The organism is Leuconostoc suionicum (genome assembly GCF_001891125.1).
In the GTDB taxonomy this organism is placed as follows: Bacteria; Bacillota; Bacilli; order Lactobacillales; family Lactobacillaceae; genus Leuconostoc; species Leuconostoc suionicum.
Genome location: NZ_CP015247.1, coordinates 1051249 through 1076975, shown reverse-complemented (window position 1 = coordinate 1076975; position 25727 = coordinate 1051249). Strand labels below are relative to the sequence as shown.

The 25727-nt window shown below is 36.9% G+C and carries 24 protein-coding genes and 1 pseudogene; 1 reads left to right on the top strand and 24 read right to left on the bottom strand.

Annotation, left to right across the window (positions count from 1 at the left end):
• Nucleotides 1–10: 10 nt before the first annotated feature.
• The 12 genes and pseudogenes from A6B45_RS05395 to A6B45_RS05340 form a co-directional block, all read right to left on the bottom strand.
• Nucleotides 11–562: an alanyl-tRNA synthetase gene (locus A6B45_RS05395; RefSeq protein WP_072613684.1), complete on the bottom strand. Its 552-nt coding sequence runs from the start codon at nucleotides 560–562 to the stop codon at nucleotides 11–13.
• A gap of 134 nt (nucleotides 563–696) precedes the next feature.
• Nucleotides 697–1065 carry a hypothetical protein gene (locus tag A6B45_RS05390; protein ID WP_004902669.1) on the bottom strand — a complete coding sequence of 123 codons (369 nt, stop codon included), beginning with the start codon at nucleotides 1063–1065 and terminating at the stop codon, nucleotides 697–699.
• Between the two features lies 1 nt (nucleotide 1066).
• Nucleotides 1067–1294, bottom strand: a complete 228-nt coding sequence (locus A6B45_RS05385; RefSeq protein ID WP_010385861.1) for a TcpD family membrane protein — start codon at nucleotides 1292–1294, stop codon at nucleotides 1067–1069.
• A gap of 15 nt (nucleotides 1295–1309) precedes the next feature.
• A complete protein-coding gene (locus tag A6B45_RS05380; RefSeq protein WP_072613683.1) occupies nucleotides 1310–2257 on the bottom strand; it encodes a conjugal transfer protein in 948 nt (315 codons plus the stop codon).
• 35 nt (nucleotides 2258–2292) lie between these two features.
• Entirely contained in the window at nucleotides 2293–3300 is a 1008-nt protein-coding gene (gene uasX / locus A6B45_RS05375) for a serine-rich aggregation substance UasX (RefSeq protein ID WP_072613682.1), read from the bottom strand.
• 47 nt (nucleotides 3301–3347) lie between these two features.
• Nucleotides 3348–3560, bottom strand: coding sequence for a hypothetical protein (locus tag A6B45_RS10670; RefSeq protein ID WP_072613681.1), 213 nt, complete (start codon nucleotides 3558–3560; stop codon nucleotides 3348–3350).
• A gap of 119 nt (nucleotides 3561–3679) precedes the next feature.
• Nucleotides 3680–5713 carry a KUP/HAK/KT family potassium transporter gene (locus A6B45_RS05365; RefSeq protein WP_072613680.1) on the bottom strand — a complete coding sequence of 678 codons (2034 nt, stop codon included), beginning with the start codon at nucleotides 5711–5713 and terminating at the stop codon, nucleotides 3680–3682.
• Between the two features lie 265 nt (nucleotides 5714–5978).
• Nucleotides 5979–6761, bottom strand: coding sequence for a hypothetical protein (locus tag A6B45_RS05360; RefSeq protein ID WP_072613679.1), 783 nt, complete (start codon nucleotides 6759–6761; stop codon nucleotides 5979–5981).
• A 98-nt stretch (nucleotides 6762–6859) separates the two neighbouring features.
• Entirely contained in the window at nucleotides 6860–7150 is a 291-nt protein-coding gene (locus tag A6B45_RS05355) for a hypothetical protein (protein ID WP_072613678.1), read from the bottom strand.
• Nucleotides 7131–9230 carry a PHP domain-containing protein gene (locus tag A6B45_RS05350; RefSeq protein ID WP_072613677.1) on the bottom strand — a complete coding sequence of 700 codons (2100 nt, stop codon included), beginning with the start codon at nucleotides 9228–9230 and terminating at the stop codon, nucleotides 7131–7133. The genes A6B45_RS05355 and A6B45_RS05350 overlap by 20 nt, the downstream gene beginning before the upstream one ends.
• A gap of 344 nt (nucleotides 9231–9574) precedes the next feature.
• Nucleotides 9575–10402, bottom strand: a pseudogene (locus tag A6B45_RS05345) (IS3 family transposase); the annotation flags it as partial.
• On the bottom strand, nucleotides 10402–10677 hold the full coding sequence (locus A6B45_RS05340) for a transposase (protein ID WP_004906421.1): 276 nt from the start codon (nucleotides 10675–10677) through the stop codon (nucleotides 10402–10404). The pseudogene A6B45_RS05345 and the gene A6B45_RS05340, both read right to left, overlap by 1 nt.
• A gap of 159 nt (nucleotides 10678–10836) precedes the next feature.
• Between A6B45_RS05340 and A6B45_RS05335 the strand changes: the two genes are divergently transcribed.
• The gene (locus A6B45_RS05335) at nucleotides 10837–12396 is read left to right on the top strand and encodes a Sau3AI family type II restriction endonuclease (protein WP_072613675.1); all 1560 of its coding nucleotides are present in this window, start codon (nucleotides 10837–10839) and stop codon (nucleotides 12394–12396) included.
• Between the two features lie 55 nt (nucleotides 12397–12451).
• On the opposite strand, the gene dcm is transcribed toward A6B45_RS05335, so the two are convergent.
• From dcm to A6B45_RS05275, 12 genes are all read right to left on the bottom strand, one after another.
• On the bottom strand, nucleotides 12452–13759 hold the full coding sequence (gene dcm, locus A6B45_RS05330) for a DNA (cytosine-5-)-methyltransferase (RefSeq protein ID WP_072613674.1): 1308 nt from the start codon (nucleotides 13757–13759) through the stop codon (nucleotides 12452–12454).
• A 1022-nt stretch (nucleotides 13760–14781) separates the two neighbouring features.
• A complete protein-coding gene (locus A6B45_RS05325; RefSeq protein WP_072613673.1) occupies nucleotides 14782–15807 on the bottom strand; it encodes an IS30 family transposase in 1026 nt (341 codons plus the stop codon).
• Nucleotides 15808–16532: 725 nt separating this feature from the next.
• Nucleotides 16533–17987, bottom strand: a complete 1455-nt coding sequence (locus A6B45_RS05320; RefSeq protein WP_237048944.1) for an LPXTG cell wall anchor domain-containing protein — start codon at nucleotides 17985–17987, stop codon at nucleotides 16533–16535.
• The gene (locus A6B45_RS05315; RefSeq protein WP_012268558.1) at nucleotides 17971–18891 is read right to left on the bottom strand and encodes an IS30 family transposase; all 921 of its coding nucleotides are present in this window, start codon (nucleotides 18889–18891) and stop codon (nucleotides 17971–17973) included. Before A6B45_RS05315 ends, A6B45_RS05320 begins: the two co-directional genes overlap by 17 nt.
• 84 nt (nucleotides 18892–18975) lie before the next feature.
• Nucleotides 18976–19704, bottom strand: a complete 729-nt coding sequence (locus tag A6B45_RS05310; protein WP_072613672.1) for a hypothetical protein — start codon at nucleotides 19702–19704, stop codon at nucleotides 18976–18978.
• Nucleotides 19705–19765: 61 nt separating this feature from the next.
• Nucleotides 19766–20647, bottom strand: coding sequence for a sortase family protein (locus tag A6B45_RS05305; protein WP_072613671.1), 882 nt, complete (start codon nucleotides 20645–20647; stop codon nucleotides 19766–19768).
• A gap of 10 nt (nucleotides 20648–20657) precedes the next feature.
• Entirely contained in the window at nucleotides 20658–22787 is a 2130-nt protein-coding gene (locus tag A6B45_RS05300; RefSeq protein WP_072613670.1) for an AAA family ATPase, read from the bottom strand.
• Nucleotides 22788–22802: 15 nt separating this feature from the next.
• A complete protein-coding gene (locus tag A6B45_RS05295) occupies nucleotides 22803–23192 on the bottom strand; it encodes a hypothetical protein (RefSeq protein WP_004901735.1) in 390 nt (129 codons plus the stop codon).
• A gap of 162 nt (nucleotides 23193–23354) precedes the next feature.
• On the bottom strand, nucleotides 23355–23978 hold the full coding sequence (locus A6B45_RS05290; RefSeq protein ID WP_072613669.1) for a Type 1 glutamine amidotransferase-like domain-containing protein: 624 nt from the start codon (nucleotides 23976–23978) through the stop codon (nucleotides 23355–23357).
• A 163-nt stretch (nucleotides 23979–24141) separates the two neighbouring features.
• A complete protein-coding gene (locus A6B45_RS05285) occupies nucleotides 24142–24738 on the bottom strand; it encodes a hypothetical protein (protein ID WP_004901739.1) in 597 nt (198 codons plus the stop codon).
• 2 nt (nucleotides 24739–24740) lie between these two features.
• Nucleotides 24741–25298, bottom strand: coding sequence for a hypothetical protein (locus tag A6B45_RS05280; protein WP_072613668.1), 558 nt, complete (start codon nucleotides 25296–25298; stop codon nucleotides 24741–24743).
• Nucleotides 25299–25300: 2 nt separating this feature from the next.
• Nucleotides 25301–25726 (bottom strand): thioredoxin family protein, encoded by a 426-nt coding sequence (locus A6B45_RS05275; RefSeq protein ID WP_072613667.1) that lies wholly within the window; start codon nucleotides 25724–25726, stop codon nucleotides 25301–25303.
• Nucleotide 25727: the final 1 nt, after the last annotated feature.

Here is a 25727-nt window from a genome sequence, read left to right as displayed (position 1 = left end):
CTTGTATAGCTTATTTAGTTAAATTTTCCCATGTATAAACCAGCCATGACGACTGGTAATTTGTGTCGTAATTTACGCCACTATTGACAATTTGATTGTTTTTTAAATTATATACAACAGCAGTTGTGGCTTCATTACTCGAATGTCCGTTTTTGAACAAATTTTCAACTAACAAATTTTTATCTTTGTTGTAGTAGACTTCAACCTTTGCCATGTCGCCACCGTCTTCGGACGTATCCATCATATAAGATATATCCGCACCAGTACTATCTTTTAAAGCCTTATCTAAAGTAGCCTTGTCAATTAAATTGGTATTACTATAAGTGATCTTGTAATCTTTACCAGCAACATATTTTTTGGTACTCGATGATGCTTTTTCTGAACTACTTGATGTTTTCACAGTCGCTGTTGTTGTCTGATTACTTGAATTAGCTTTGAATTGCACGGCTAAAATAACGGCACTCAACACAACTAATACAGCAATAACCCAATATGGAACTGTTTTTTTATTAAAATACTTTGACATTGCAATTTCTCTCACATCTCGTTTTGTTAAGTCCATTTTAATACACCACCTTTCTCATTGTCTTTTTTAATTTCTTACGCATCTGCTGGTACTGCCCCAACTTGCCCTATCGTTTGATTGACGATGCCTTAATAAAAGCATGTTTGACCATGCTCTTTAAAATTTTTTACTTACAGTATCATGTACTGCTTTGAATTACTATTAACACGCTTTCCCTGATACAATTGATTTTTCCGAAACCAAAACTGCCAAACGTAAGTGACTAAATATCTGATCGTTGTTTCAAATGGTAGATTATCTCTTTTAAGTTGACGGTCTAAATAGTAAACGGCTACTTCACTGACTATGATTAACCCAAACCCTAAACTAAGATACTGCATGTGAAACCAACCTAAGACATAACTAATGAATGCTGTGATGATTAACGTGATTGAAAACAAGTATAGAAACCTTGTGTCAACCATAATCGGTAAACGCATACCTTTACCAATCTTACTAAACTTCGCTGAATTGATATAAACTCGTCGATAATTAAACATCTTAACCACCAATACCCTTAACCCAATTTAGCAAAGCATTCAAAATACCACTAAACGCCTGTAAACTATTTTGCGGTCCATTGACGAAGAAATACACTAATGCACCAATAAAAATTGACATCCACATATCTTTAGATTCATTTTTTCCATAATGCATCAACGCACGTCCACCAGCAATAACAACCGTACCAACTAACAATAAAGGTTTAATTGAATTATAAAAGTCCAATCTGATACCCCCTTTCTAAGCTTGTAAAAACTTCGTGACAAAATAAGTAGAATTTTGCTTTTTAAGTTCTAAGTAAATTGTCTGCACTTGCGTAATATCTGAACCATGTACTTTAACTTTGATTTTAGTAGTGACAATTGGTTTATCTGCTGAACCAGTGACCTTAATATCACTCTCATCAAGGTTAACCAAATCTACCGCATTATCTAAGCCCACAGGGTTATTCATGAACAATGACATATCTTTAGTTGAACTAGAAACATATTTTTGCACGAATTGTTTGGTAAATTTTTGAACTTTTGCCGTGACCGCTTCATCATTGATTGTTTTACCAGTCTTATCAAATCTAGCTTTACCCACTTGACCAACACTATCAATCTCATTAGCCACATAAGGTAAACCAATCACAGTCAATTTATCATTATCTTGTGTATAAGGCACATTAACGGTCATAGCGTTCTGCTTACCGTCATTATCAATTGTGAGATTATATTGTGCCGTTTTGATACTATCCACCGTAAAAATACCGTTCAATTTAGCTTGTAACAGCTTCATATCTTCGGTATTGGTCGATGATGATAAAGTGACATTCTTAGCAAAATAAGGCGTAACCTTATCTAACCAAGCATCAGACTTACTTTTATCAAATGTATAGTAAGCCGTCACAAAATTTGCCAAGTATTGCCCCACAATTGGGTTATAACTGGTTGTCCCAGCACTGGCTTTATCCAGTCTAGTTGTAAGATTGGTAATGTTATGCCTTAATTCACGGTTTTTAATCGCAACACTATTGGCTAAGACTAAAACATAGGCAAAATAAAGCACTAGGATAATCAACAAACCAACAACAATTTTACGTACTTTGCTCAAGTTATAAACATGTGCTTTTGGAATTTTTACCGCTTTATCTTTTTGTTTCTTTTCATACTCAAAATTCACTTTGAGTTTTGGGAGACCACGCATTTCACACCCCCTTTCGCTATTTTTACATCACATTATTAAATTTGCTTACGCTTGTAAATCAAACCACCCAAAGCAACTAAACCAGACATTGCCAATGCTAAGATGCCATTACCAGCCATAAATGACTTTTCTGTGGCATGTGTTAATGGCAATGCCTTAGCTACGGCGTCATCAAGTTTTTGCTTGGCTTCAACAACTGGTGCCTTTGTCGCATCTTTGTCATTAGCCGTTAGTGCTTGATTATAAGCTTCAACTGCACGAGCAACGCTAGGTACACTAGCAACTTGTGTTGGCACATCAACAACGTTTCCTGAATTATCAGGTGTTACTTCAACTGGCTTAACATGGTTGACTTCGCCTTGATTGTTTGTGTCAGGCGTTGTTGGTGTAAGTGGAACAGTGTTATTATCGCTTGATGACCCATTGCCACCTGTCGTTGAACTATCCGTACCGCCACCATTTGATGATGAACCATTGTTATCACTTGATGAGCTTGAACCACCATTATCAGATGAAGAACTGCCACCGTTATCGCTTGATGAACTTGAACCGCCATTATCAGATGATGAAGAACTACCACCATTATCAACGGTTGTCCCGTCATCATTTGATGAAGAACCGCTACCGTTGTTGTCACTTGATGAACCAGAACCGCCATTGTCAGACGAAGAACCGCCACCGTTGTTGTCGCTTGATGAACCGGAACCGCCATTATCAGATGATGAAGAACTGCCACCATTATCTACTGTGGTACCGTCATTGTTTGATGTGCCACCATTGTCAACGGTCGTACCGTCATCTACGGTTGAACTGGCATCACTCACAACATCAGTTGATGCACTTAGTACAACTGCCTTAACTTGTGGCAACGCCTTAGTTGTTGCTTGTACTGATTGTGCTGTACTAGCATCAGTTGTGGTTGGTACAGTATCAGCACTAACTTGTGTAGTGTTAGCACTCACAGCAACACCAGCTACTGCAACCGCCCCAACAACCCAGAGCTTACCAGATTTGTATAATTTATACGTTTTTGAATTTTGCATAATTTTTAAATAAAAAAGGCTACTAATTTAGTAACCTACCCTTTCTCTCAAATATTCTTTTGTAATTGATTGATTAAATGTAAACCTCTAAAGGTTCTTTGAACGATAATAAATAAAAAGGTCAAAACACTGGCAACTATCATAGCGACATGTAGTGATTGACCCAAACTCATAAAGAGTAAAAATATAGGGAACGTCAACCCAACATAGACGAGCCAAACCCCAAACATAAAGCTAAAATAAATCATTTTTTGTGTCATTGTAACAACTAAAAAAGACTGATTATTTAATCAGCCTTTTAACCTTTCTATTAAATTTACTGAACAGCAATCCTGTCAGCCCAGCCACTAACTCAAATTAATAAAATTTGATTTTAATTTTATTCAGGTTTGATGACATTTTTAACCTCGTTTTGAATAAGTTTAATTTTACTTTTGTTTGAATCTTTAATAAATAATGGCACTGTTTCCTCCAGTACATCACTCACTTCTAGCCCATAAAAACTACTTGGTTTAACAGTATGTGATTGCAGCCATAATCTACCAGATATAATAAAGCGATCCCAAGTATGAATGTCTGGTAGATTAAGTAAATCTTCATAATTTTGGTTCGCCATAATATACTTAAATTCTCCAACAGTTCCTCGCTTATTAAGCGTATATTTAGGAAACTGTGGTTTTATAATATTTTGTTTAACAAGATTATTGGCAATTTGCTTCATGTACATGTTAACTTGTGGTTCAACTTTAAATCCAATGTTTAACGTAACATGTACGATATTGTTAGTACCCAACATATCGACTGAATAGCTTTTTTCATACGGATCGTTTGATGAACGTATAGTAACAAACCAGTATGTTTCAGCTCTTTTAGGTTTTGAGCCTAGAATAGAGTATATGATGTTTCTTTTTAGCATGTAGTTTTGATGAATATTTACAATATAAACTAAATTCGAAGCAAAGATTGGCTCTTCATTATCTTTCGACAAATTAATAAGTTGTTTTCTGTAATCTTTTAAAGAAAGATAATCATTTTGTTGAGATATGGCCTCACGACGTTTATTACCATAGAACCAAATCATCATAACGCTTAAAATAGCAACCATTATAATCAATGTTACATAACCACCATGTAAAAATTTACCAAGACTTGCTATCAAAAATACGGTTTCAATCATTCCAAAGATGACCACAAAAAAGAAAGCCAAAATTTTATTTTTCATTTCTTGCTTAATAAATTGATACAGTAACAACGTTGTCATCAGCATTGTTATTGTAATTGAAAGTCCATAAGCAGCTTCCATGTTATGAGAAGTTTGGAATGCCCATACAATAATCAAACCTATAATGCATAGTAGCCAGTTCACAGTACCAATGTACATTTGCCCTCTTGCTTCACTAGGGTAAAAAGTACGCAAACGAGGAATGACCTTTAAATTCATGGCTTCACTGACTAAAGTGTATGCCCCAGAAATGAGAGCTTGAGAAGCAATGATTGCTGCTAAAGCGGCCATTACCACTCCAAAAATCCGCCACCCACTGGGTAAAATCTCGAAAAATGGATTAGACGATTGCATCAACAGATTTTCTTGATTAGCATGAGACATAATCCAGGCACCCTGTCCCATATAATTCAGGATTAGCATGGTGTAGACAAAAATCCAACTAACATAAATGTTATGCTTACCAACATGACCCATGTCAGAATATAGCGCTTCAGCACCAGTGGTAGCTAAAAAAACGCTTCCTAAAATAAAAATTCCAGTCTTGTTCTCAGGACTAAATAGAACAGCAATGGCATATGTTGGTGACAGAGCTTTAAGGATTGATAGATCACTAAAGATGTTAACTAGACCAAAAAAACCAATAAACAAGAACCAAGTAAGCATGACGGGTCCAAAAATTTTTCCGATTTTTTTTGTACCAGCTTTTTGGAATGTGAAAACAATTAATAAAATCACAGTCACTACAAACAAAACTATGGTTTGATTATTTGGAAAAATAAATTCGCCTATCCCTTGCCCCTTCAAGCCCTCTATAGCTGTAGTAACTGTAACTGCTGGAGTCAATGTTCCGTCGGCTAATAAAGCTGCCCCACCAATTAAAGCTGGTAATAATAGCCATTTTTTATTAGGTTTTTTAACTCTGCTGTATAGAGCAAAGATACCACCCTCACCATGGTTGTCAGCTTGCAAAGCTATGATAACGTACTTAATAGTAGTAATTAACATTAAAGTCCAAAATACTAATGAAACAGAACCAATAACAAAAGTGTCAAGATTATGGGCGCTTTTTGCACTATTCAAGATAGAATTCATTGTATATAGTGGCGAGGTTCCAATATCACCGAATACTATGCCTATTGCAATTAGCGCACCAGCCGAAGACCACTTTGACTGATTTTCTTTTAACATTTTATAACTTCCAATACTATTTATTTTTAACTCAACCAGTATTATTGCACAATACAAAAAATATTGCATCATTTTTCTATTATTAATTTATTTAATGTAAATTAACTTGTTACCAAAACAATTTCGCATTGTTTTTAGAGGTGCAGCACTTATAAATCACACCCGATTAAAAACCTTTCTGACAATGAAAGTGAGGATAAAATAATTCGCTCATACCCATCCATTTCTACGAAGTTAAATATATAATTCCTATATATATATCCTATTAACTTTTTACTTTGTCGGCTTGGTTAGTAGCTGTCTTACTTTGATTTGATGCTGGCTTTTCGGTTGCCTTCTCATCAAGTGAAACTAACGTGTCAGCATACACCGTCCAATCAGTGGCATCATTACCAGCAAATGCAAACTTCAAACCTTGTGGTACTAACTTGTCCCCCGGCTTCAAACCAGCTTGCAAGCGTTCACTTTCTGCTGGGTCAACCAAAATACGGACAATGTTATCATCATTGCCAACATCGCCTGATTTGCTTTGTTGAATAAAGTTAAACTGATAATTTGAAATAATTGGTTCATCGTAATCATCACGAGCAACTTCGCCACGATTGTCAGTTTTATAGTTAGGTGTAACCCTAAACAAAACTAAATCATGACTATCAAACGCATCAGCACTACGCACACGTCCATGTGGTGTCTTGTCTTTACCTGACACGAATACAGCATCATATTCTTCTTCTGGCAGAGTGTCTGTTTTAGCATCAGACATAGGTAACAAAGTACCAGTCTTAGTGGCAACTCGAGCTCCATTTCTTTGGTTACTGCGAGCAGTACCAGCAATAATTTTTGCATCGATCAATTTTAGCGGTGTACCAAAAGCTATACTAAAATCAAAGCCAGCCTGTGGTGTGACGTTTTCAGTATTCAATGTGTTATTCACATTCAACATTGCCACTGCCACATCAGCATTCGAACCAACTAAATTACGCCCAGCAAATGTGAGCTTTCCGATACTTTTTCCTTGTAGTGATAAACTACCAAACTTATTAACCATAATATAAATTCTCTCTTTCTTAATTTAAAATTAAAAGGAGCAAAAACAGTTAATCTGATTTTGCTCCTTTTGTGGAATTGTTTATTTTTATTCATAATTCACTGTTGTAGTGAAGGAAATTTTCTTTCAATAGTGTTTTTTTGATTTTCTACATTATCATAAAATTCCTTCAACGCTTTATTTATTTGCACTACAATTTCCCTGAGAACAGTGTTTTTTAAAATAGAAAAGTCTTCATCATTAGCCAGTTGGAATGTTTCTTCATCTTCACTGAACATTAGATTCATCAATTGAAACAAGTGGTCTTTTGTAATCAAACTTGCATCTACATACTTATCTTTACTTACACGCATTTTTACCTCTGTAGGTTCAATTTCCCAAACTATCATAAACTTCTCCTTTTTCGTGATAAGTGGCTAAGCCGGCTTCCATAGCATCAATAAAATCTTCATTGTACAAAAAAGACTGCTGTGTTGAAATATTCATTATTTTTTTATCGTCAAATTTACCAGAAAGTATGTCGAACCCATTATTTTTATTAAGCTTTGCGACAACTAAATAATTAGGTCTTAACAAAGTACCTAGCGTTGAGTTATGAGTTATAACAAAAGTTGTAGTATACTTTGATAATTCTCGTAATTTAGGAACTAGTTGAGTTTTTATAAAATAATTGTCTAGTGAGCCCTCGGGTTCATCAATTAGGGCAATATCATACCTTTTGGCATTTTCTAATCCTAGCATTAAAGCAAATGCAACTTCTTGTCCTCCGGATGCTACAATACCTTCTTGTGTTTCTAGTCGCACCTCTAATTGTAAAATTAATCTAGACAGTATCTCATCTTTATATTCTTTTTTATATTCTGGAGCATTTCCAAGTGTCTTTAGAAAAGTTACAAAGTGACCATTTTTGTAATCATCAAAAAGTCGTTCTTTGACGGCTGATGGCGTACCAATTTTCTCTTTGAGTTCTTTTGCATTACGAAATGGTCTTTTTTTGACCACAATATTGTATGTTGATACTTTTTTTGTATCAAGTATGTCCTCTTTCAAAATCGATTCCATGAAAATATCGGTTTTTTCAAACAACAACTTTTGGTCATAAACGCTAGTTAAATTGATAGTTGGTAATTTTGGAGAGCCAGTATATTGTGAAATCATACTTTGAACATCCGAAACTAAATCATTAACATATTGTTTAACAATCATTTCTTGCTGCTTCATACTCAAGTGACTGCGTAACGTATTGTATGCTTTTTCAAAAGTCATTTTGGTATCGCTGTCTAGGACTTTCCATAACTCCTCCGTCTGAATCATTGTTCGTAACTGATTTAATTGTCTTTGCAATATTTCATTATCAGTAACGTGAAATGGTTGATCTGACAGCAATAATATTTTTGAAGCAGCGCTTTTATTATTTTTTTTGGAAGCGTAATCTTTAAGTTTACTTAACCACTCGTCAACTTTTTCAACTTCATTACCATGGATAACTTCTGAAACAATTACTTCCCATTCGGTAGTATATTTGTTAGACCATTCCTGAAAAACCTTTTCTGATTGTTGATTTTGCTGACTTTCTAAATAACTTTTTCGATTTTCCTGTACATTGAACTGTTCTTGATAAAAAATATCGCTTTCATCATTAACTAATTCATTGTTGCCCAATTCATTTTTTATTTGCTTGATAAAGTGCGTCTTACCTGAACCTCTGCGACCGACAATTAAATTTAACCCTGTAGATACTCTGACTGGCTTACCATTATTACCCAACTCAATAACACTATTTAATAAGTCCGGATTTGAACTAATTTTGTCACGATTTTTGAAAGCCCTTATTATTTTTGACCACTCAGCACTCTCTTCGTCTAAGAAAGTGCCTTTCGTCATTAAAAAGTCGATGTTGTTTCTTCTGTCATCTGGCTCGTCTTCAGATACATGAGCATCGCTAAACAAGGCGGGCAGTAGGTCATCTTTATTCAACTGTACTTGAAACTGTTGCTGATTTGAAACTCCAGCCAAATTCAATCCAAAAGTTAATTCTTCTGGAATAGGCATTCTTTTACTTTTATTTAAATCAAAAACTAAAATAGCTTTCTGCCACGATGGAAAAATATTTATAAAATCGTTAACAGAAATTCCTTGACTTTCTCCAAGATTTTGCTGAGAAATGTTTTCTGAAGCTGCAGTAAGCTCTCTAATGTATTTTTCTTGGTTATCGTATACTACCAGGACGTGCCCTGTGAGCAGACTTAACTCCATTCCTGGATAAATTTCTAAATTTTCAGGTAAATTGCCAGTAGAGGTTATACTTTCAAATTGATCCTTATCAAAAAGATTATGGTTTGTAATTGCAATTGCATCCATATCACACTTTTGAATATATTCTCTTAACCAAGATTCTGAATAAGTGAATTCGGTATCTTTGTGCTTATCTGCTATCGTGTGCAAATGAAAATCAATTCTAACAACCATACTAACCTCTTCATTAAAATAATTACATGTGAGGTTAATTATATCACTTTTTAAAAGGTTACTTCGCTGTATATTAAATCAAGATCATTAATTAAATATTTATTTACACTCATTAATGATAAACATAATGTAATGATTTTCTATTAGTTTCGAGACAATTTGATTGATTGCAATATGAAACCATTAAATAGTATTATGAAAAAAATAATATTATAGTACTTGAATTTTGACTAATTAATTATCAATATTTCAAAATCAACGCAACAATAGTAATGAAATTGAATGTGAAATACTATGCTCATAAGTCAATAATTCGGAATATTTTTTATCTAGGGCTGAACTGATTAGGCAACTTTTATTTTTTGATTGGCAAGACTGATTCTTTCGTTGTTGAACCAATGAATATACTTGGACACATCTAAAATTAGATGTGCAATCGATGGAAACCGGAATTGATAAATCATTTCACGCTTTAATAGGGAGTGAAAACTTTCAATTTTGGCATTATCATATGGATGTCCTAGTTTTGAATACGAATGATCAATTTTATGTCGCTTTAACAAATTTTCAAAGCCAAAACTAGTGAACTGACTGCCCATATCAGTGTGTAAATAATTTGGTTTTTTATCAGTTGACAGCGATCTTTGTAGTGTTGTAACTACCAATTTGGTATCCATCGTGGCACTGATTTGATGGGCTAATATCTTACGCGTTTGTAAATCTAAAACTGACGCTAAATAGACCCACTGACCATTACTCAACTTTAAATAAGTGATGTCCATGCGCCAAGCGTTGGCTTCGGGTAAATGCCTGATTAAGTTGGGACGTTGACGATAATCAACAGTTGTCGTTGGTTTGTTAAATCGACGACTCATGACAGAGTATATGCCAGCTTCTCGCATTAAACGACGAACTCGGTTGGTTCCATGATGCAAATTCAGATCAGCTAATGCTAATCGCAGACGTGGCGCGCCATAAGCTTTATAGTTATTTTGCCAAATTTCACGCAACAAAGCTTTTAAGATCGTGTCTTCTCGTTGTCGTTGGCTCTCAGTATAGTGAACCCAATCAAAGTAGGTGCTTTTGGGTATTTTGAGTAGGCGAAGCACCATCATGAGTTTAAAATGCTGTTTTAGCAATGATTGAACAATAGGAAAATGGGTCTTACGTGTTACTTGCGATGTTCGCCCAGCAAAACGGCCGCAATTTTTAAAATTTCGTTTTCTTCTTTGAGTCTTGCGACTTCTTTCTGCATTGCATTAAATTGGGCGCGAGTCACTGGCTTACCGGTAACGTCCGTCCCAATGATTTGGGCTTTCTTCACCCAACCCGTGACGGTTTGTACAGCCAAATGGTATTCATTGGCTAGAGAATTAGCAGAACGTCCCTCATTATACAAGGTGACAATTGATGACTTAAATTCTGTTGAGTATCGCTTAGCTTTCATAATATAAAAAAACTCCTATACTTGATTATCTCGGATTATGCCCTAGAAATAAAGCGGTCCGGATTTTCAGTATACGAGCACTAATATTCTTATATAAAACAAATGTTGACTGTGATAATTTTTAAAGAGATAATATTCATAAAAGCATTGGAGTATTATATGCGGTCAACAAAGTATAAAACAAAAGAATCTGTACACAATAGAGCTGTAGAGGCTACAAATATACCTTTTAATAAACTGCCTATAGAAGATATGACTACAGCGCTTCAAACCCTGAATAGCCGTTCTAATAAAGGTGGTGTTGGAAATTTTATAGAACAACATTGGTTTGACTTGAAAGCGAATTCATCTCAACTTCCAGACTTTGAAGAAGCCCATGTCGAACTCAAAGTAACACCAGTTAAAAAATCTCGAAAAACTCTGGTCGCCAAAGAACGCCTAATTTTAGGTATTATAAATTATTGTAATGATTTTAATTTGCCATTCGAACAAAGCCATTTCTGGAATAAAATCCGACGTATGGAGCTAATGTTTTATGAACATAATACAGATGTTCCCAAAGAACAATGGAAAATTATAAAGTCTATTTTATATACTTTTCCCAAAGCAGAACGGAAGTTGATAGAGGATGATTGGAATACAATAAATAAATTTGTACATGAAGGTCGTGCACATCAAATTAGCGGTAGCTCTACTAACGTTCTTGAAGCAGCCCGTAAAGGTGCTGGTGGTGATAAGGATTGGCGTCAACAACTTGTTGGTGATGAAAAGGCATTACAACGTGCCTTTGCCCTCAAAAACAAGTTTATGACGAAAATCATACAAGATTTCGTTTTAAATGATTCACGTCATGAAAAAACTGTATTTACAAAGAAATTTGAAGATTCCAATCTTACTTCTTTTTCAGACTTTCTCAACAGTCTGGTTCATCCGTATATTGGTAAATCTGTTAAAGAAATAGCTCAATTAGTCAATCTTCAAAATTATAATCCATCTTCAGAATCTGCGCGAACAATTCTCATCCGAGCCATGTTAGGTATAACCTTGGATACTAAAGAAAATCAGAAAGAATTTGAGGAGACTAACACAAAAGTCCGTTCACTAACTTTTTATGATGATGGATCGCTGTGGGAATCATTCCCACTACCTACATTTCGCTTCGAATCCCTCGTTAAAACTCCTTTCGAAGAATCCACTTTATATCAACAATTAGTTGAACAACGATATGCCTTCTTTGTTTTTCAAAATACAACTGAAACACCAAAGGTTACTAAAAGTAGTCAGCGTAAATTGTATCGTTCAGATTTAATTTTTAAGGGCTTCACTTTGTGGAATTTTCCAATGGAATTCGTAGAAACAACAGTAAAAAGTGCATATAAATCGGTGCAAACTGTCTTACAGGAAGGCGTAAAGCTTGAGCCAATGTTAAACAAAGATGGTTCTCCAAAAATGCAAAAGGGAACCCATAAAATATCTAACAATTTATTAAAAGAGTCGGATAACTTATATATCCATGTACGTCCTCATTCAAAAAAAGCGGCATACAATTACGGCAATCCAAATGGAAATAAATTACCAGCAGCAGCTGTATGGACCAATAAACATTTACTTAGTAACTCACAAGCATTTAGCGATGAATGGATGACCACACAATCCTTTTGGGTTAATAAATCATTACTTGAATCCGAAGTAAAAAAAGCTAATATTCTCAATAATTGAGTAATTAGCTTTTTTATTATTCACGATACTACTACCATGACGATATTCATTTAATTTATTCAGTAAATTCTAAATTTAATAACAAGTCAACGTGATTGACTTCTGGAATAGATTTCGCCGGTATGAACTCATCGAGTTTTGACTCATTTTCCTCCAACATAATATCATCAATGCCTTTACCAATAGCACTAATGACACCGACAACTAAAGCGTTGCCCATTGTGAAATAACGCATGTTGTTAGGCATTCCGGTATTAGTCCAGTTATCAGGAAACATATTAAGACGTTCTGCTTCTATTGGGTGGATAAATCGCAAGCGACCTGTCTTTTTGTCTTCTACAACATGAGTTGAGCGATTAACACTTTTCTCAGAAGTCAGCATTGTTCTTCCTGGTTTATTACCTGCATCAGGAAATGCCATGCCACCTTCAGAATAGACCCATTCATGTCCGTCAGCTGAAACACGTGGTATTCTTTTTGGCCCTTTTAAGTATTCAAACTTTTCAAGTCTACCCTCTTTAGCATCTATAAACAGGTTTTCATCATCTACTTCTGGGAGTAAAATGTCATCTAATGTTTGGTAAGGACCTTGATAACTACTCTCATACTTTGCAGTGAAAATTTTATTTTCATGCATCGTACCTGTATTTTCAAACTTAAAAGTGAAATTGTCAGAAAAGTCTAAGATATTTTTATAACTGGCCATGTCAATTTCTTTTTCCAAAGTTAATTTTGGATTAATTGGCAAGCTTTTGTTATAAGGCGCATCTCTTACAACAACTTCATTTTGTGGCTCTTGACTTACTTTGGCATAATATTTCGTATCATTCCGATAAGCGAAAATAAATACACGACGACGACGTTGTGGAAATCCGTATTCAGCAGCATTAATCATTCGCCACTGAACACCATATCCAAGTTGATTTAAAGTGTATAAAATCATCCCAAAATCACGTCCCCGTTGCTTCGCCCCTGGAGAGCTTAACAAACGATCAACGTTTTCTAGGAAAACAAATGGTGGGAATTTAGCGCTAATCATGTCACGGATGTCCCACCACAGAACTCCTTTTTTACCTGCTATGCCTTTGGCTTTTGTACTAGCAACTGAATAGTCCTGACATGGAAAACCGCCAACTAGTAAATCAAAGTCCGGAACGGCACTTTTATCAACTTTACTGATATCTTCGTTCGAGTAATTTTCACTACTTCCAAAATGAGCGACATACGCGTCATAAGCATACTGAGCTTTCTTCCCTGGTTCCCATTGATTTGCCCAGACAGTGTCCCAACCTGTATTAAGGTTTTCGAGACCCACTCTGAATCCACCAACGCCAGCAAACATTTCAGCTACTCGTTTTTGCATAATTAATCTGCTTTCTTTTTGGTTTTATTTAATTACAAGGTCTAAGTATACACTATAATTTCGAAATGATCAAGTATGTGAATTATGTCCTAAATTGCCATTAAAAAACACAAAAATAGATTAATCAAAATAGCTGAAACAATCAAAATTTTGGCACGCTATTCAACAAAATTAACTAACCATATCTCTGTGCATGTATAGTCTCTCACACTTTTGTAGTTTTCACGACTTCAGAACCTTTGGTATAACATACATGCCACAGTATGCACACATCGCATCGGTACTGAGATTTTTTCTAACGGAGTAACAAATTACGTTGATTATCGTAACTGTCCTAGACTGTTCTCTCTTCACTCTTTTAGAGGCTCCGAGCTAGCTAATATAAAGCCAACCATGATTGCTATAATTCACAAAATACTTTACAATTGTCTTATTGAAGATTAGTTAAGTAAATTTGATTTTTTAATAAGGTTGTCCAGACATTATTTTATAACAATCAATTTTTGTATCTAGTTTTCAAAGTACATAATCGACTAGCCACTGGCTGGTCTTTTTTTGTGCTTATTTGCATTTTTAGGTTTTCTTAATAAAATAAGCCTTTTTGACAAAAATATAAGCACAAGGTATGTTACAGAAGTATTTCAACTCCTATATCAAACCTTATGCTTATTATTCTACAGACTCCGGTCAACCCCTAAAGTAACAAATAATCTAAAAAAATTGATTTTATTTTCGCTAATCCGTTGTCGCTGTTGTGATAGCGGATTTGTTTACAATATGATTACAAAGAGTGTTTTTGTGCTATTTGCGGTTTTGCGTTTCTAAATTTCAGCTACCATAATTTATTTTTGATGTTTGATGTTGGTCGCATATTTAGTTTTGGCATTGTCATTTTGACTTTTTTAAGCCAATCAAACCCTAAATGCGTGTTTTTCTGGCTTCTATTATACGCAAAAATGCAGCCCAAAGCTATTGACTTTGAATTGTCTTAACAATTAGCGATTTTTAGCATCTATTGATGATTAAGCTGACATGATTCGCTTAGTAAAGACTTTTTCAGGTGTTTTGAACCTGAGCACATTTCTTGGACGCTCATTGATTTCCTGAATGGCGTTTTGAAGCTTACGTTGGGTAATCTTAGTAAAGTCATAACCAGCAGGAAATACACGCCTTAATTCACGATTCATGCGTTCGTTTGTACCACGTTGTCCTGGTGATTGTGGATCAGCGTAATATAACTTCTTGCCGTAAGTATCTTCAATGCTGTAAATAAATAAACTACTCGTAAATTCTGTACCGCGGTCACATGTGATAGTGTCACAAACATTCTCAAACCTTGACATAAAGGTATCAATGGCTGTTTTGACATCATCTGAACTCTTACTTTTAGCTTTGACACCAACCATAAAACGTGTTTTTCGTTCCACAAATGTGATCACGAAAGATTGGGAATCTTGAGGACTCATCACCCCATCAATTTCCCAATGACCAAATGTTGAACGATTATTGATGACTTCTGGACGGTTGTGAATTGAACGCGTTTCAATCATCATCCGTTTATGTTCTGGATTAACTGGTTTGGCTCTTAGATGCCTGCGTCTTTTGCCTTTAAGCGGTAAATCATTTAATGTTGCACTCAGGCTGCGATTAAGAATCCAGTTATAGATTGTTCGTGTGCATACACCAATTCGTGGCACACCATGTGCAATTTGTTCTGGCGACCAATGTTTCTTTTTGAGATAGTAATCAATCTTTTCGCGTTTTTTAGGTGTGATTTTAGGCTGTGAACGATGCGACTTTGATTGGTAATACTCAGCACGTCTTGTCGCTTGCACAGGTTCGTAGGTATGGCGCAATACTTTCTTTTTGCCATGCCAAGTCATGACACGGGCATTACGCTGCAATTCGTGTGTAATGGTAGCTCGAGGGCGGTTTAGCTTTCGAGCAATTTCTGCATTGGTCTTACCCGCGTCAATCATATTTTTGATGGTAACGCGCTCTGTAAAATTAAGGCGACCATATTTGGAATTTGGGTTTTTCTTAGTCATGTGGTAATTATTCCTTCTCTCAATAACACTATAAAATTGACATTCGGTCAATAGTTAAAATGTTAAGAAAAACAAAAGTGAACAACTGCGCAAACGGTGTTATAACAAGGTTTTTAAATGTATGTGATGTATTTATGTTAGTGTATATAACATCATTATATAGGCTAACATATACACGCTTATATACACATCTATATTTACGTATATAGTGACTAACATACACCTGAATATGTTTGTAATATACTGACGTGTATGTTAGCCGTTAAACTGTTATTGACATTGATATTAGACTGGATTTTAACTAAAACGATTGGTAAGATCTTCTCATAATATTGTGCTAATCAATTTAATTAATAGTCGTCAAGTAACTATGTCTGTCTCAATTGACAAGTGCGCTTGTTTATAATCGAACACAAAAAAGCCATCAATGGACGGCTTTATTTGCGCAGTAAATCAGGTTTGATTGACACACTGTTTAACTTTAGAAAAATGTTTTGAAAAGCCATGCAACAACAGTAAATATATGAAGTGAGATATGATAATTTCTTGCAATTTAATTGTAATTTTTGGTGAAAGCCGACTACTGAAATCGAATGTCAAGAGCTCTTCTAATCCTCTTAAATATACCACTTTGTGAATAACAAAACAAGGCATATTGTTCATTTTGTTATCGATTGATAATGACAAAACAAAAAAACAATGCCCTGAGGCACTGTCAAATATTGTTATTTGTGGAACCATTTCTTGATTGGCTTGCGAAATCCAAAGGCTGCGCCTGCTAGTGCAATCGTCGCAATCGCCCCATATAACCAACCCTTTGGCGCTTCAACATAGCTCGTATTTGGCGTGGGTGTTGGTGTAACACCTGGCGTTTTGTTCTCTACAGTATTTGATTCCGTCTTTGAACCGTTTTCCCAGATGTCATACGTATTCTTAATCGTGGCATTATCTTTGTTAGCTGTTACATAAACATCAACCACTGGTAAGGCAAAGGCTTTTGTTTTATCGGCATTCGCTAACTTCAAAAAGTCTGCGTTAGCCTCAGCTGTCAAGACTCGAGTCTCTTCATCATAACTAATCTTGAAATACTTAGTTAGATCATTCTTACCGTCTTTTGAATAGACCTTTGCTGACTTATAATCCACTTCCTTTGGCAATGTATCAACGTATTTAAATGTCTTTAAATCGCTGGCACGGTTGGCTGGTAAGTCGTTAACTGTTAGCGCATAAGTAATTTCTTGCCCCTTCTTGATTTCATTACCATCAATTGACTTGTCAGAGTCACCTTTTGCCTCGCCTGATTCAACATCTTTTTTAGGCTTAATTTCAGGTGTGGTATTCTCAACGGTATTTGATCCCGTCTTTGAATCGTTTTCCCAAATATCGTATGTGTTGTCGAACTTAGCATTTGAAGTATTGGCAATCGCATAGACATCTACAATTGGTAATTCGAAAGCTTTTGTCTTATCTGCGTTAATCAGTTTCAAATAATCTGCATTCGCTTCCGCTGTAAACATGCGTGTCTTTTTATCATAACTAAGTTCGAAATACTTGGTTAAATCAGTCTTGCCATCTTTGGAATAGACTTTCGTTGACTTGTAGTCCACTTCTTTTGGCAATGTGTCAACGTAGTTGATAGTCTTCATATCGTCAGTGCGATCAGCTGGCAAATCTGTTGTCTTCAATGAATAAGTTAACTCATCACCCTTAATCACAGACTTCCCGTTATCAGAACCATCCTTATCCCCAGCATTTTGACCTGCATCAACATCTTTTTTAGGTTCTGGGGTCACAATAAATTGAGTCAAGCCATAGGTTCCCTTGAGTGGTGTTGGCTTAGCAGGTTCAGTTGGAGCTTTGGGTGGTGTTGGTGCGGTTGGTTGCTTATTTGTATTGGTAAATTTCGTATAGATTTGACCATGCGTATTATAAACCCAGTTATCATCAACCTTCAAAATTTGTTGCTTATCGGTTGATTCGTTGGGTTTCAAAGTAAAGCTCGTACCCAGTGATACCGTTTTATTGATTTCTTTGGTAAAGGTGCTCTCGCCATCATGATTGACAACAAATAATTCCTTGCCAGAATTATCATAGACGTGGAAATTGATATTTTTATTAGCAGCTGTGTTAGGATGTTCATTTGTATACGGCAGATTGCAAGAATCATCCGAACACCGCATGTTTCTGAAAGACTTTTCGTGGTGATTGCCAGTTGAGCGTTTTCATTGGCCTGGCATTAATCCAATGATTAATTTGATCTAATTCTTTCTGACTGATGGTTTCAATTTTGCGTTCTTTTGGGATAAAACGACGGACATATCGATTTAGCACTTCATTACTACCACGTTCTTCTGGTGAATATGGGTGTGCAAAATACATCGGTATGCCTAGCTGTTCTTCTATTTCATCATATTTTGCAAACTCTCGACCGTGATCAACTGTAATTGATTTAGCATTTTTTATACCCTTGAAAAACCTAATAATAGCTGGTGTCACTGCCTGACTATTGCGCCCACTGACATGTCTCATGATATGTTGTCGACTCAATCGTTCTGTGATGGTCACTAAAACATCGCCACGTGTTTTACCAGATTGCATCGTATCAACTTCAAAATGACCAAATTCTTGTCTTAATTGGACAGCTTTTGGTCGTTTTTCAATTGAACGGCCATGAGCAAAAACACGTCTACGGCCGTCAGATTGACGTTTACGTCGAATACCTTTATCAGGTAAATCTGATAACTTAATTTTAAGCAAACCATGATGAATCCAGTTGTAGATGGTCTTGAAAGCAATACCCAATACATGAGCAGCCGTTTCTGGTGACCACTTCAAGATACCAATGTGATGGTTCAAAAAAGCTGATATTTCAGGTGTTAGGGTCGGATGGCGACCGTGTTTGTGCCGATTACACTGGGCTAAATGATGAGCCTGTTGTGCATTGTATGGTTTAATTCGATTTAACTCGTAGGTAATAGTTGCAGGAGAACGCTTTAAGAAACGGGCTATTTCTCGAGTTGAATGATTAAGTTTGATCATTGTTTCAATGACAGAACGTTCGTGAGCTGATAAACTAGAAGACATAAGCTGCAGATCCTTTATGGTTGATTTTAGTCAATTACCATTAAAGTCTCTGCAGTTTTTTTATGCAAGGTGTTCGGTTTAATTTTACAATCTGCCATACTTGTATGACGTTAAAGTAATAGAGTCTGCAATGATGACTTCAGATCCATCGCCCTTTGAAGTGACTTTCCAATTAAATTTACCTTTCAAAACACCATGACCAATGATTGATACGCCATCATTCATGTCATGAGTCAGTGTGAACTCAACAGTTTTTTGGTTAACGTCTGCTGTCATAAAAGTATCATATTGATCATGATTAACATGATTTTGAGTCAGCGCTTGCATTTCAGTATTGACATCAGTCCCGTTTTCAAAGGCAGCCTCATCCTTATCATACTGGGCCTTGTCTTTGTCATATTGGGCTTTGTCTTTATCGTACTTGGCTTTGTCCACCTTGTATTGGGCCTCTTCCTTATCGTAAGCATCATTAGCAGCTTGTTGCTTCTTCAATGCCGCATCAATAGCTGACTTTTGTGAAGCGTAAAGTGCCTTTATTTTAGTTGCTTCTGCCGCGTATTGACTGGCTGTAATGACTTTAGTCACAGTAGCATTTTGTGTGATTGTCATGCCTGCTTTTTTAGCAGCAGCCACGGACTTATCCAACGCACTATGATCGACATCGACCGATGTTCCCTTTGCGTCAGAATTTTTTGAGTCGTCCGCGAAGATGTTATGGTTATCAAATGGATGGACTAAGCCAATAATTGCAGACGTCGCCACCATTGCCGATACTGCGATTACTTTTGTTTTGCGTTTAATGTTATGTGACATAATAAATATTCTCTCTTCCGACTTTTGAAGGGGTCGTAAATTTCGACCCCCTTTATAGGTTTTATTGCAGTTGTTGCTTTAAATTGCTGTCGAGGGAATTAATTGATTGTTCACCAACTAATTCACCCGTTAGCACGATTCGCTTTTTAGCGGTGAAATTTTTGTAGTGACTCGCTTTAACCTGCTGCCAAAATTCTTGATCTTCCAAACAAGCAATCAATTTAACCTTTGGTTTGCCTGTGTTCTCAACAGCTAATTCTTGATTCATCACCCCCACAGCGATACCATAATCCAATTTGGTCGCTTTATAACGGTAAACTGTATGACCATCAGAGAGATAAATATCTTTCCCTAAAATGGTTTTCTCAGTCATGTTTTGTAAGGCACTAAACTTGGTAGGATGGTATGGCCACACGGCGTTATAATCACCCATATTGTGAGCAAATATTGGCACTAATCCAGTGCCAAACTTTAGGTTGGGTGCATTCATGCCCGCACCAATGGCTAAGACGTGGTTACTAGTGCCTTCATAGATTGGCTCACTAATGCTAAAACTAGGCACAGCCACATGTCCACGTAGGATTTCAGCTTGATTACTTTGGGCTAGTTTCAACATATCTTCTTTGCTAGATAAGCCGCCGGGCCCTGAGTAGTCAGGTTTGACACTTTTCTGTGCCGCCACTTGTTTGACTTGACTTGCTTTGACAACAGGTTGTTTTTTTGCTTTAGCAACAGCCTTATGACTGGCTTTTTTCACACTTTGAGCTGTTTGCCACTGCGTATGGTTACCGTAAATCACAGCGCCAGTGACAATTAAGATGCCAATCATGGCAAATAACAGTGTTTTTAGAATTGGATGGTGCCTTTTCAAACGATGGAAATTTGGACGTCTAGGTTGCGCTGTCGTTTGACGGCGCTTGACTTGTTCAATGTTGATTGCCATAGTTCACCGCCTAATTGTCAAACGGGACAACATAATCGTAGCCATCATGATGCACTGTAATGGTTTTGTCTTGTACCGAAACGACTTTAGCGGTGACTGTTTGACCATTGATTGTGGCATCAACGTCTTCACCGACATGGTAACGGTCAGCTAACGTAGAGGAACTGTTAGCTTGTGAGCTAGATGAGCTTGATTGACTACTTGAAGCACTAACCTTTGAGGAAGAACCAACATCAGATGAGTCAGGTGCTAAGGTGACGGTTGCGTTGCCTTCGTTGTGACTACTCGTAGAGACTGCTTTTGATGATTGTGTGGCGCTGTCTGTTTTGTGTTGGGCCATTGCATAACCACCAAAGCCCGCACTACCAATAGCCAGAACGGCCAAGACACCAATCGCCGCTGATTGCCAAGCACTTGTTTTCTTTTGTTCAACTTGAGGCTGCTTTATTTGCGCTGCTAACAAAGTCATCAATTGCTGGTTAGTTTCATCATGTGATGTTGTCTTGGGGGCATTTTGAAGCATTTGTAACTGTTGACGAAGTTGGGAAACCTCATCACTATTGACAGTATCTTTACCTTTTAATTGTTGCTCGAGGTTTAAATTAGTTTGCTTCAAAATTTGGACTTGTTGCTCAAGTTCACTGAGGTTACCAGCATGCGTTTTAGCACTTTCTAACTCAGTGGCACTGATCATTGCTTTTTCATGCTCTGATTGATATTGTGCCCGCTTGTTACTGATGTCTTCTTCCAGCTTTTGATGCATGTCTAGCAAGGATTGTGTGTTCTGAGCTAATAAGTCATCACGCAAAGCTTTAAGACTGGTTAGCGTCTCTGTTTGCGCTTGTGACGTCACTTCTGAGACCTGGTCGTCTACTGTGGCTTGAAGATTACTTTGCAAGTCTTTAGAACGTTCTATAAACCAGTTATCCAGCTCTTGGTTAACAGATACTTTCAAAGCCTCTAAGTCGCTTACAAAGTCACTCTTGAGCGTTTTGAGTGTATTATCATGACGCGCATTCTCATCTTCCACAGCAGTGCGATAACCTGCTTCACGAGCTTGATGTGCTTGCGCATAACGGGTTTCAAACTCAGTTGCCCGTTCTTCTTTCATTTGTGCATCAACCGTCTCAGAAACATTAGTATCACGTAACTGTTCAACTGCTGCCTTCGTCTTTGCTTGTTGTTGCTTCAACAAGTCGGACATCGCTTTGCGTATCTTTTGCGTGTAAATGTTGCTGGTATAATTCAGAAAGTCATTTACTTTGGCTTTGTCTGCGTTCAAACGACTAACCACGTAATCGGGGTGTTCCGCAGGTAAATCAGCTTTGACATCACTCATTTCAAACGCATTTGGTGACAGGTTGACACGATCAATTAACTTCTGTGTGGGATCACTTTCGGTCATGATACCCTCTGCGTTGTCTTGAGTCGGAACAACAGCTTGAACAGTTGGCTTCACTGTTTCGTCACGCGAAGGCTGCTTTGGCTGGTCAACTATCTTAGGAATATCAGGTACAGTCTTTACGACCTTTTCCTGTGATCGGTCACTAGTTTCATTGTCAACAGCTTGAACTACTGGTGGCTTGACTTCAATCGTTGTGCGTTGGAACTTATTAGGCTCAACTGTTAGGACTTCACCAGTTTCGCGCGCTTGTCTAAACTGTTCCTCAGAAGGTAACGCTGGCAAATCATCTGATGATAGACTACCATCAGCAAGCACGGCATCCATCAGCTGTTGTAAGGCTTCAACAATAATGTCATAAGTCATATCTTCATCTTGACGAATTTCTGTGTCATTAAAAATATGATCAGCGGTACTAACAACAATGTTTTCAAACCCTGCTGTTAATGTCGCTCTTTCCCAACTTAATCCGGTTGGCTCAGCACGACCTTTTTCGTTAGTGATAAAGTAGACGACATTGCCTAAACGAACATCATGATCACCTGCGCGAACCACATCATTGACCAAACCAGCAGCGAATTGTTGTAGCCCTGACAGTGATACATTCGGCCAGCTTTCACTTACCCCACTTTTTTCTGCCAGGTCTTGAATCACCTCATCATTGAGATCAATTTCAGTTTGTTCAACGCGGGCAAAAAATGGATCACCAATACTAGTTTGTTTTTTCTTCCCAAACATATCTTATTCCCCCGTTCAGAATGGCCAGTTGATGACGTTTCCGCCACCAGCGGTTGTAGCTGTTTGCCAAATCCATGTCAGCAATAGGCCAGTTAAGGCGCCACCACCAATACCGAACATGGCGTGCATTAGCTTGCTGTTACTCTTTTGCGCCATCTGTTCATTACCAGTAGCACGCATGATGAAACCAATCAATAAGCAAATAGCGCCCACAACGATCAACACAATATAAAGAATTGTGATGACCTTTGAACCACTCGTTTTGGCAGCATCACCAATGTCCGCTGAGGCAACAGTCGGTAGCCACATTGGTAATGAAGCAACCAATCCCGCTAATGTTTGTTGTAAGCGTGAAATCGGGTGACGCTCCCATAGAAACTTGTTATGTGCATTTGACTTTTTCATTCAAAAAGTCCTCCTTTTTCTTTGTTGTGTTATCAACACACGCACAGAATAACAAGAATCAAAAAATTGTCATAAAGGTAAATGGTTTTTCCTGAGGCAAACAAAAAAGCCCATCCAACGGGATGAGCTTTAGTTAATTTACAAAAAATAATTCAACGACACTCAATCCAAAAAAATTTGAGTGTCGTTATTAACAGCTAAGGCTTGGTCGTTATTAAGTCTTGTAATGTTAATTCCGGTTTCATTTTCATATTTATTAATTTTATCTTTTATTGTAGGATCGCGGGTTAGCATTTCTTTAAAGTGTGGATACACATGAATATCTGTTAAATTAAGGCCATCTAAATTCGAGTCATTAAACTGATTATCTTCTGGATAAAGGTACTGCATCAGAGCTATGGAAGGGCCTAAAATAATTGAACCAGCACTTAAACCGAATATAAGTTCTCCATTTTGGTTTATTCTCTTCAAAATCTGATCAGCACCACTTTTTTTAATGTAGTGCAAAAGGTAAAATGGATAGCCCCCATTCAGAAAAATTAGGTCGTAATCAAAGAGTTTGTTAGCATCTTCAAATTCCACATCTAAGAAATCTACTTGCTGTATATTCATGCTGAGGAGATCTCTTTTTATTTGTTGCATCTGAGGGTGCTTTTCTTTTTCTTTTGGCCAAGATGTGGAAATAATACAAGCCTTTGTTATTTTATTCTCTTGAATCATTTTTTGAGCAACATTTATAATTTTTGGTGTTGAAAATCCAAAAGCAGTAAGTAACAATTTATTCATTGTTAATAAAATCCTTTTTCTTTAAAATGTTAATTTATATAAGATATATTAGAATATTATTATATCACAAATTAAAATTTATAATTTATCAAACATTTGTGAATAAGAATTTTGAAAATGAGCTTTATAATCTAATCAAAAAATGTTGATTTTTTATTTTATGCTACAACACACTGCTGTCACTATGTAATTGATAAGTTCCGATGCGGTCTAGTTGTGTCACAAGATTTGTTTTAGGATTGTAGCTGACATTATAGACAAAACGTGTGGTGGCATCTGCCGAGTCCTTGAGGTGGCTTTTAACAAAGACAATCACCTTCCCCTTCACTGCTTTGGCACTTGCTGAGGTGGGTAAGAAGTCCATGTGACCATAGGTCATCACCACACCGGTCTGTGTAATCATTTTATCAGGATCAGCCTTGAAGTCTAAACTATTTTTGACGACATCCTGAGTCACATAAGGTGTCATCTGTTTGGCTTTGGCATCAAATTCCTTTTGAGAGACAATTGTCCAATCGAGAGTAAATAGTTTATCTAGCAAGGCAGAGGCTGCCGACACATTAGGTTGCTTTGAATCCAGTACCGTGCCGACCTTTGATTTCTTGTTGATGAGTTTGCTTTGTTGCACGGCCAGTTCATTTGAGGCACTTTGATGCGTTTTAACAGCGGCTTGAGTAGCTAACCAAAGGCCCAGTCCAGCAGCCACCATCAACACTGGAATAGCCCACAATAAGGCTATTTTTTTATTTATTTTTGTCATGGTTATTTCCCTCCTGAGGTATCTTTTACAGCACCCGTTTGGAGTTCTGTAATTTTGCCATTCTCAATGTGCATCAATAGTGTTGTGCTGGTTTCCTCTTTGCCTAAATTGTATTTAACCGTCCCAAATCCTAGACCTGAGCCATCGGCTGCATTGGAATAGACAATATCATTGCTTTCTAAATGAAAAGTTGGCACACCTTCATCCACATCACCACCAAACGTTGCCCCTAGAAAAGCTGACACAACGTCATCGGTTGCTACACTGCTTTTAGCATCTGACTTATTTAACTTTGGTAAGATGGCAAACATTTCATTGAGAAAAGTATTGCCAATTTTTTGAATGTTTTGCGTATCTCGAATATCAGCGGTTTTAACCTTATCAAGTTGTTTAGCTTGAACACTATACTGACTTGACTTAGCTTTTGTTGCCTCGATTTCTTGATGCACGATAGTCACACTCTTGACCGTGCGTTGATAGCTAAGTCCTTGTTGGACTAAAAACAGGCAAGCAAGCGTTAACACAAACGCGTAGACCCATTTTAAATTGAATTTTGTCATGGTTAATCTCCCGCGACCACTTTGGCAATTGTTTCGTTGTTGTTTGAACCGGTACTGTCAATCACTTGATTACCTTTTAAAGCAATAACTGTGGGTACTTGTGTCACGCCGTACTTAGCAAGATATGCTTGTGCATCAGACTTCTTGACGTTGATGACAACATAATCAATTGTCTTTTGATGTGTCTTGATCGTCTTTTTAATCGTGCTACGCGCTTTCTTACAGTCAGGGCAACCAGGCTTATGGAAGATTAAGACTGTTCTTTGCTTGCTACTGGCATCTAACTGGTCAATCTTGTCAGCGAAGTTCTTGGTATCTGGATAACCATTCACTTCCGTGTTGTAATAATAAGTCCCACCAATTGCAGTCAATATCGCAATGACGGCTAAAGAGAACACTGCAATCTTCCATTTCTTTAATTTATTCATA

Coding starts and splice junctions, on each gene's coding strand:
- A6B45_RS05395 (WP_072613684.1), bottom strand. CDS start 562: ATGGACTTAACAAAACGAGATGTGAGAGAAATTGCAATGTCAAAGTAT.
- A6B45_RS05340 (WP_004906421.1), bottom strand. CDS start 10,677: ATGAAAGCTAAGCGATACTCAACAGAATTTAAGTCATCAATTGTCACC.
- A6B45_RS05300 (WP_072613670.1), bottom strand. CDS start 22,787: ATGTTTGGGAAGAAAAAACAAACTAGTATTGGTGATCCATTTTTTGCC.
- A6B45_RS10670 (WP_072613681.1), bottom strand. CDS start 3,560: ATGACACAAAAAATGATTTATTTTAGCTTTATGTTTGGGGTTTGGCTC.
- uasX (WP_072613682.1), bottom strand. CDS start 3,300: ATGCAAAATTCAAAAACGTATAAATTATACAAATCTGGTAAGCTCTGG.
- A6B45_RS05315 (WP_012268558.1), bottom strand. CDS start 18,891: ATGTCTTCTAGTTTATCAGCTCACGAACGTTCTGTCATTGAAACAATG.
- A6B45_RS05295 (WP_004901735.1), bottom strand. CDS start 23,192: ATGAAAAAGTCAAATGCACATAACAAGTTTCTATGGGAGCGTCACCCG.
- A6B45_RS05305 (WP_072613671.1), bottom strand. CDS start 20,647: ATGGCAATCAACATTGAACAAGTCAAGCGCCGTCAAACGACAGCGCAA.
- A6B45_RS05355 (WP_072613678.1), bottom strand. CDS start 7,150: ATGATAGTTTGGGAAATTGAACCTACAGAGGTAAAAATGCGTGTAAGT.
- dcm (WP_072613674.1), bottom strand. CDS start 13,759: ATGCAAAAACGAGTAGCTGAAATGTTTGCTGGCGTTGGTGGATTCAGA.
- A6B45_RS05360 (WP_072613679.1), bottom strand. CDS start 6,761: ATGGTTAATAAGTTTGGTAGTTTATCACTACAAGGAAAAAGTATCGGA.
- A6B45_RS05280 (WP_072613668.1), bottom strand. CDS start 25,298: ATGACAAAATTCAATTTAAAATGGGTCTACGCGTTTGTGTTAACGCTT.
- A6B45_RS05285 (WP_004901739.1), bottom strand. CDS start 24,738: ATGACAAAAATAAATAAAAAAATAGCCTTATTGTGGGCTATTCCAGTG.
- A6B45_RS05290 (WP_072613669.1), bottom strand. CDS start 23,978: ATGAATAAATTGTTACTTACTGCTTTTGGATTTTCAACACCAAAAATT.
- A6B45_RS05350 (WP_072613677.1), bottom strand. CDS start 9,230: ATGGTTGTTAGAATTGATTTTCATTTGCACACGATAGCAGATAAGCAC.
- A6B45_RS05325 (WP_072613673.1), bottom strand. CDS start 15,807: ATGACTAAGAAAAACCCAAATTCCAAATATGGTCGCCTTAATTTTACA.
- A6B45_RS05335 (WP_072613675.1), top strand. CDS start 10,837: ATGCGGTCAACAAAGTATAAAACAAAAGAATCTGTACACAATAGAGCT.
- A6B45_RS05380 (WP_072613683.1), bottom strand. CDS start 2,257: ATGCGTGGTCTCCCAAAACTCAAAGTGAATTTTGAGTATGAAAAGAAA.
- A6B45_RS05310 (WP_072613672.1), bottom strand. CDS start 19,704: ATGTCACATAACATTAAACGCAAAACAAAAGTAATCGCAGTATCGGCA.
- A6B45_RS05275 (WP_072613667.1), bottom strand. CDS start 25,726: ATGAATAAATTAAAGAAATGGAAGATTGCAGTGTTCTCTTTAGCCGTC.
- A6B45_RS05320 (WP_237048944.1), bottom strand. CDS start 17,987: ATGCGGTGTTCGGATGATTCTTGCAATCTGCCGTATACAAATGAACAT.
- A6B45_RS05365 (WP_072613680.1), bottom strand. CDS start 5,713: ATGTTAAAAGAAAATCAGTCAAAGTGGTCTTCGGCTGGTGCGCTAATT.
- A6B45_RS05390 (WP_004902669.1), bottom strand. CDS start 1,065: ATGTTTAATTATCGACGAGTTTATATCAATTCAGCGAAGTTTAGTAAG.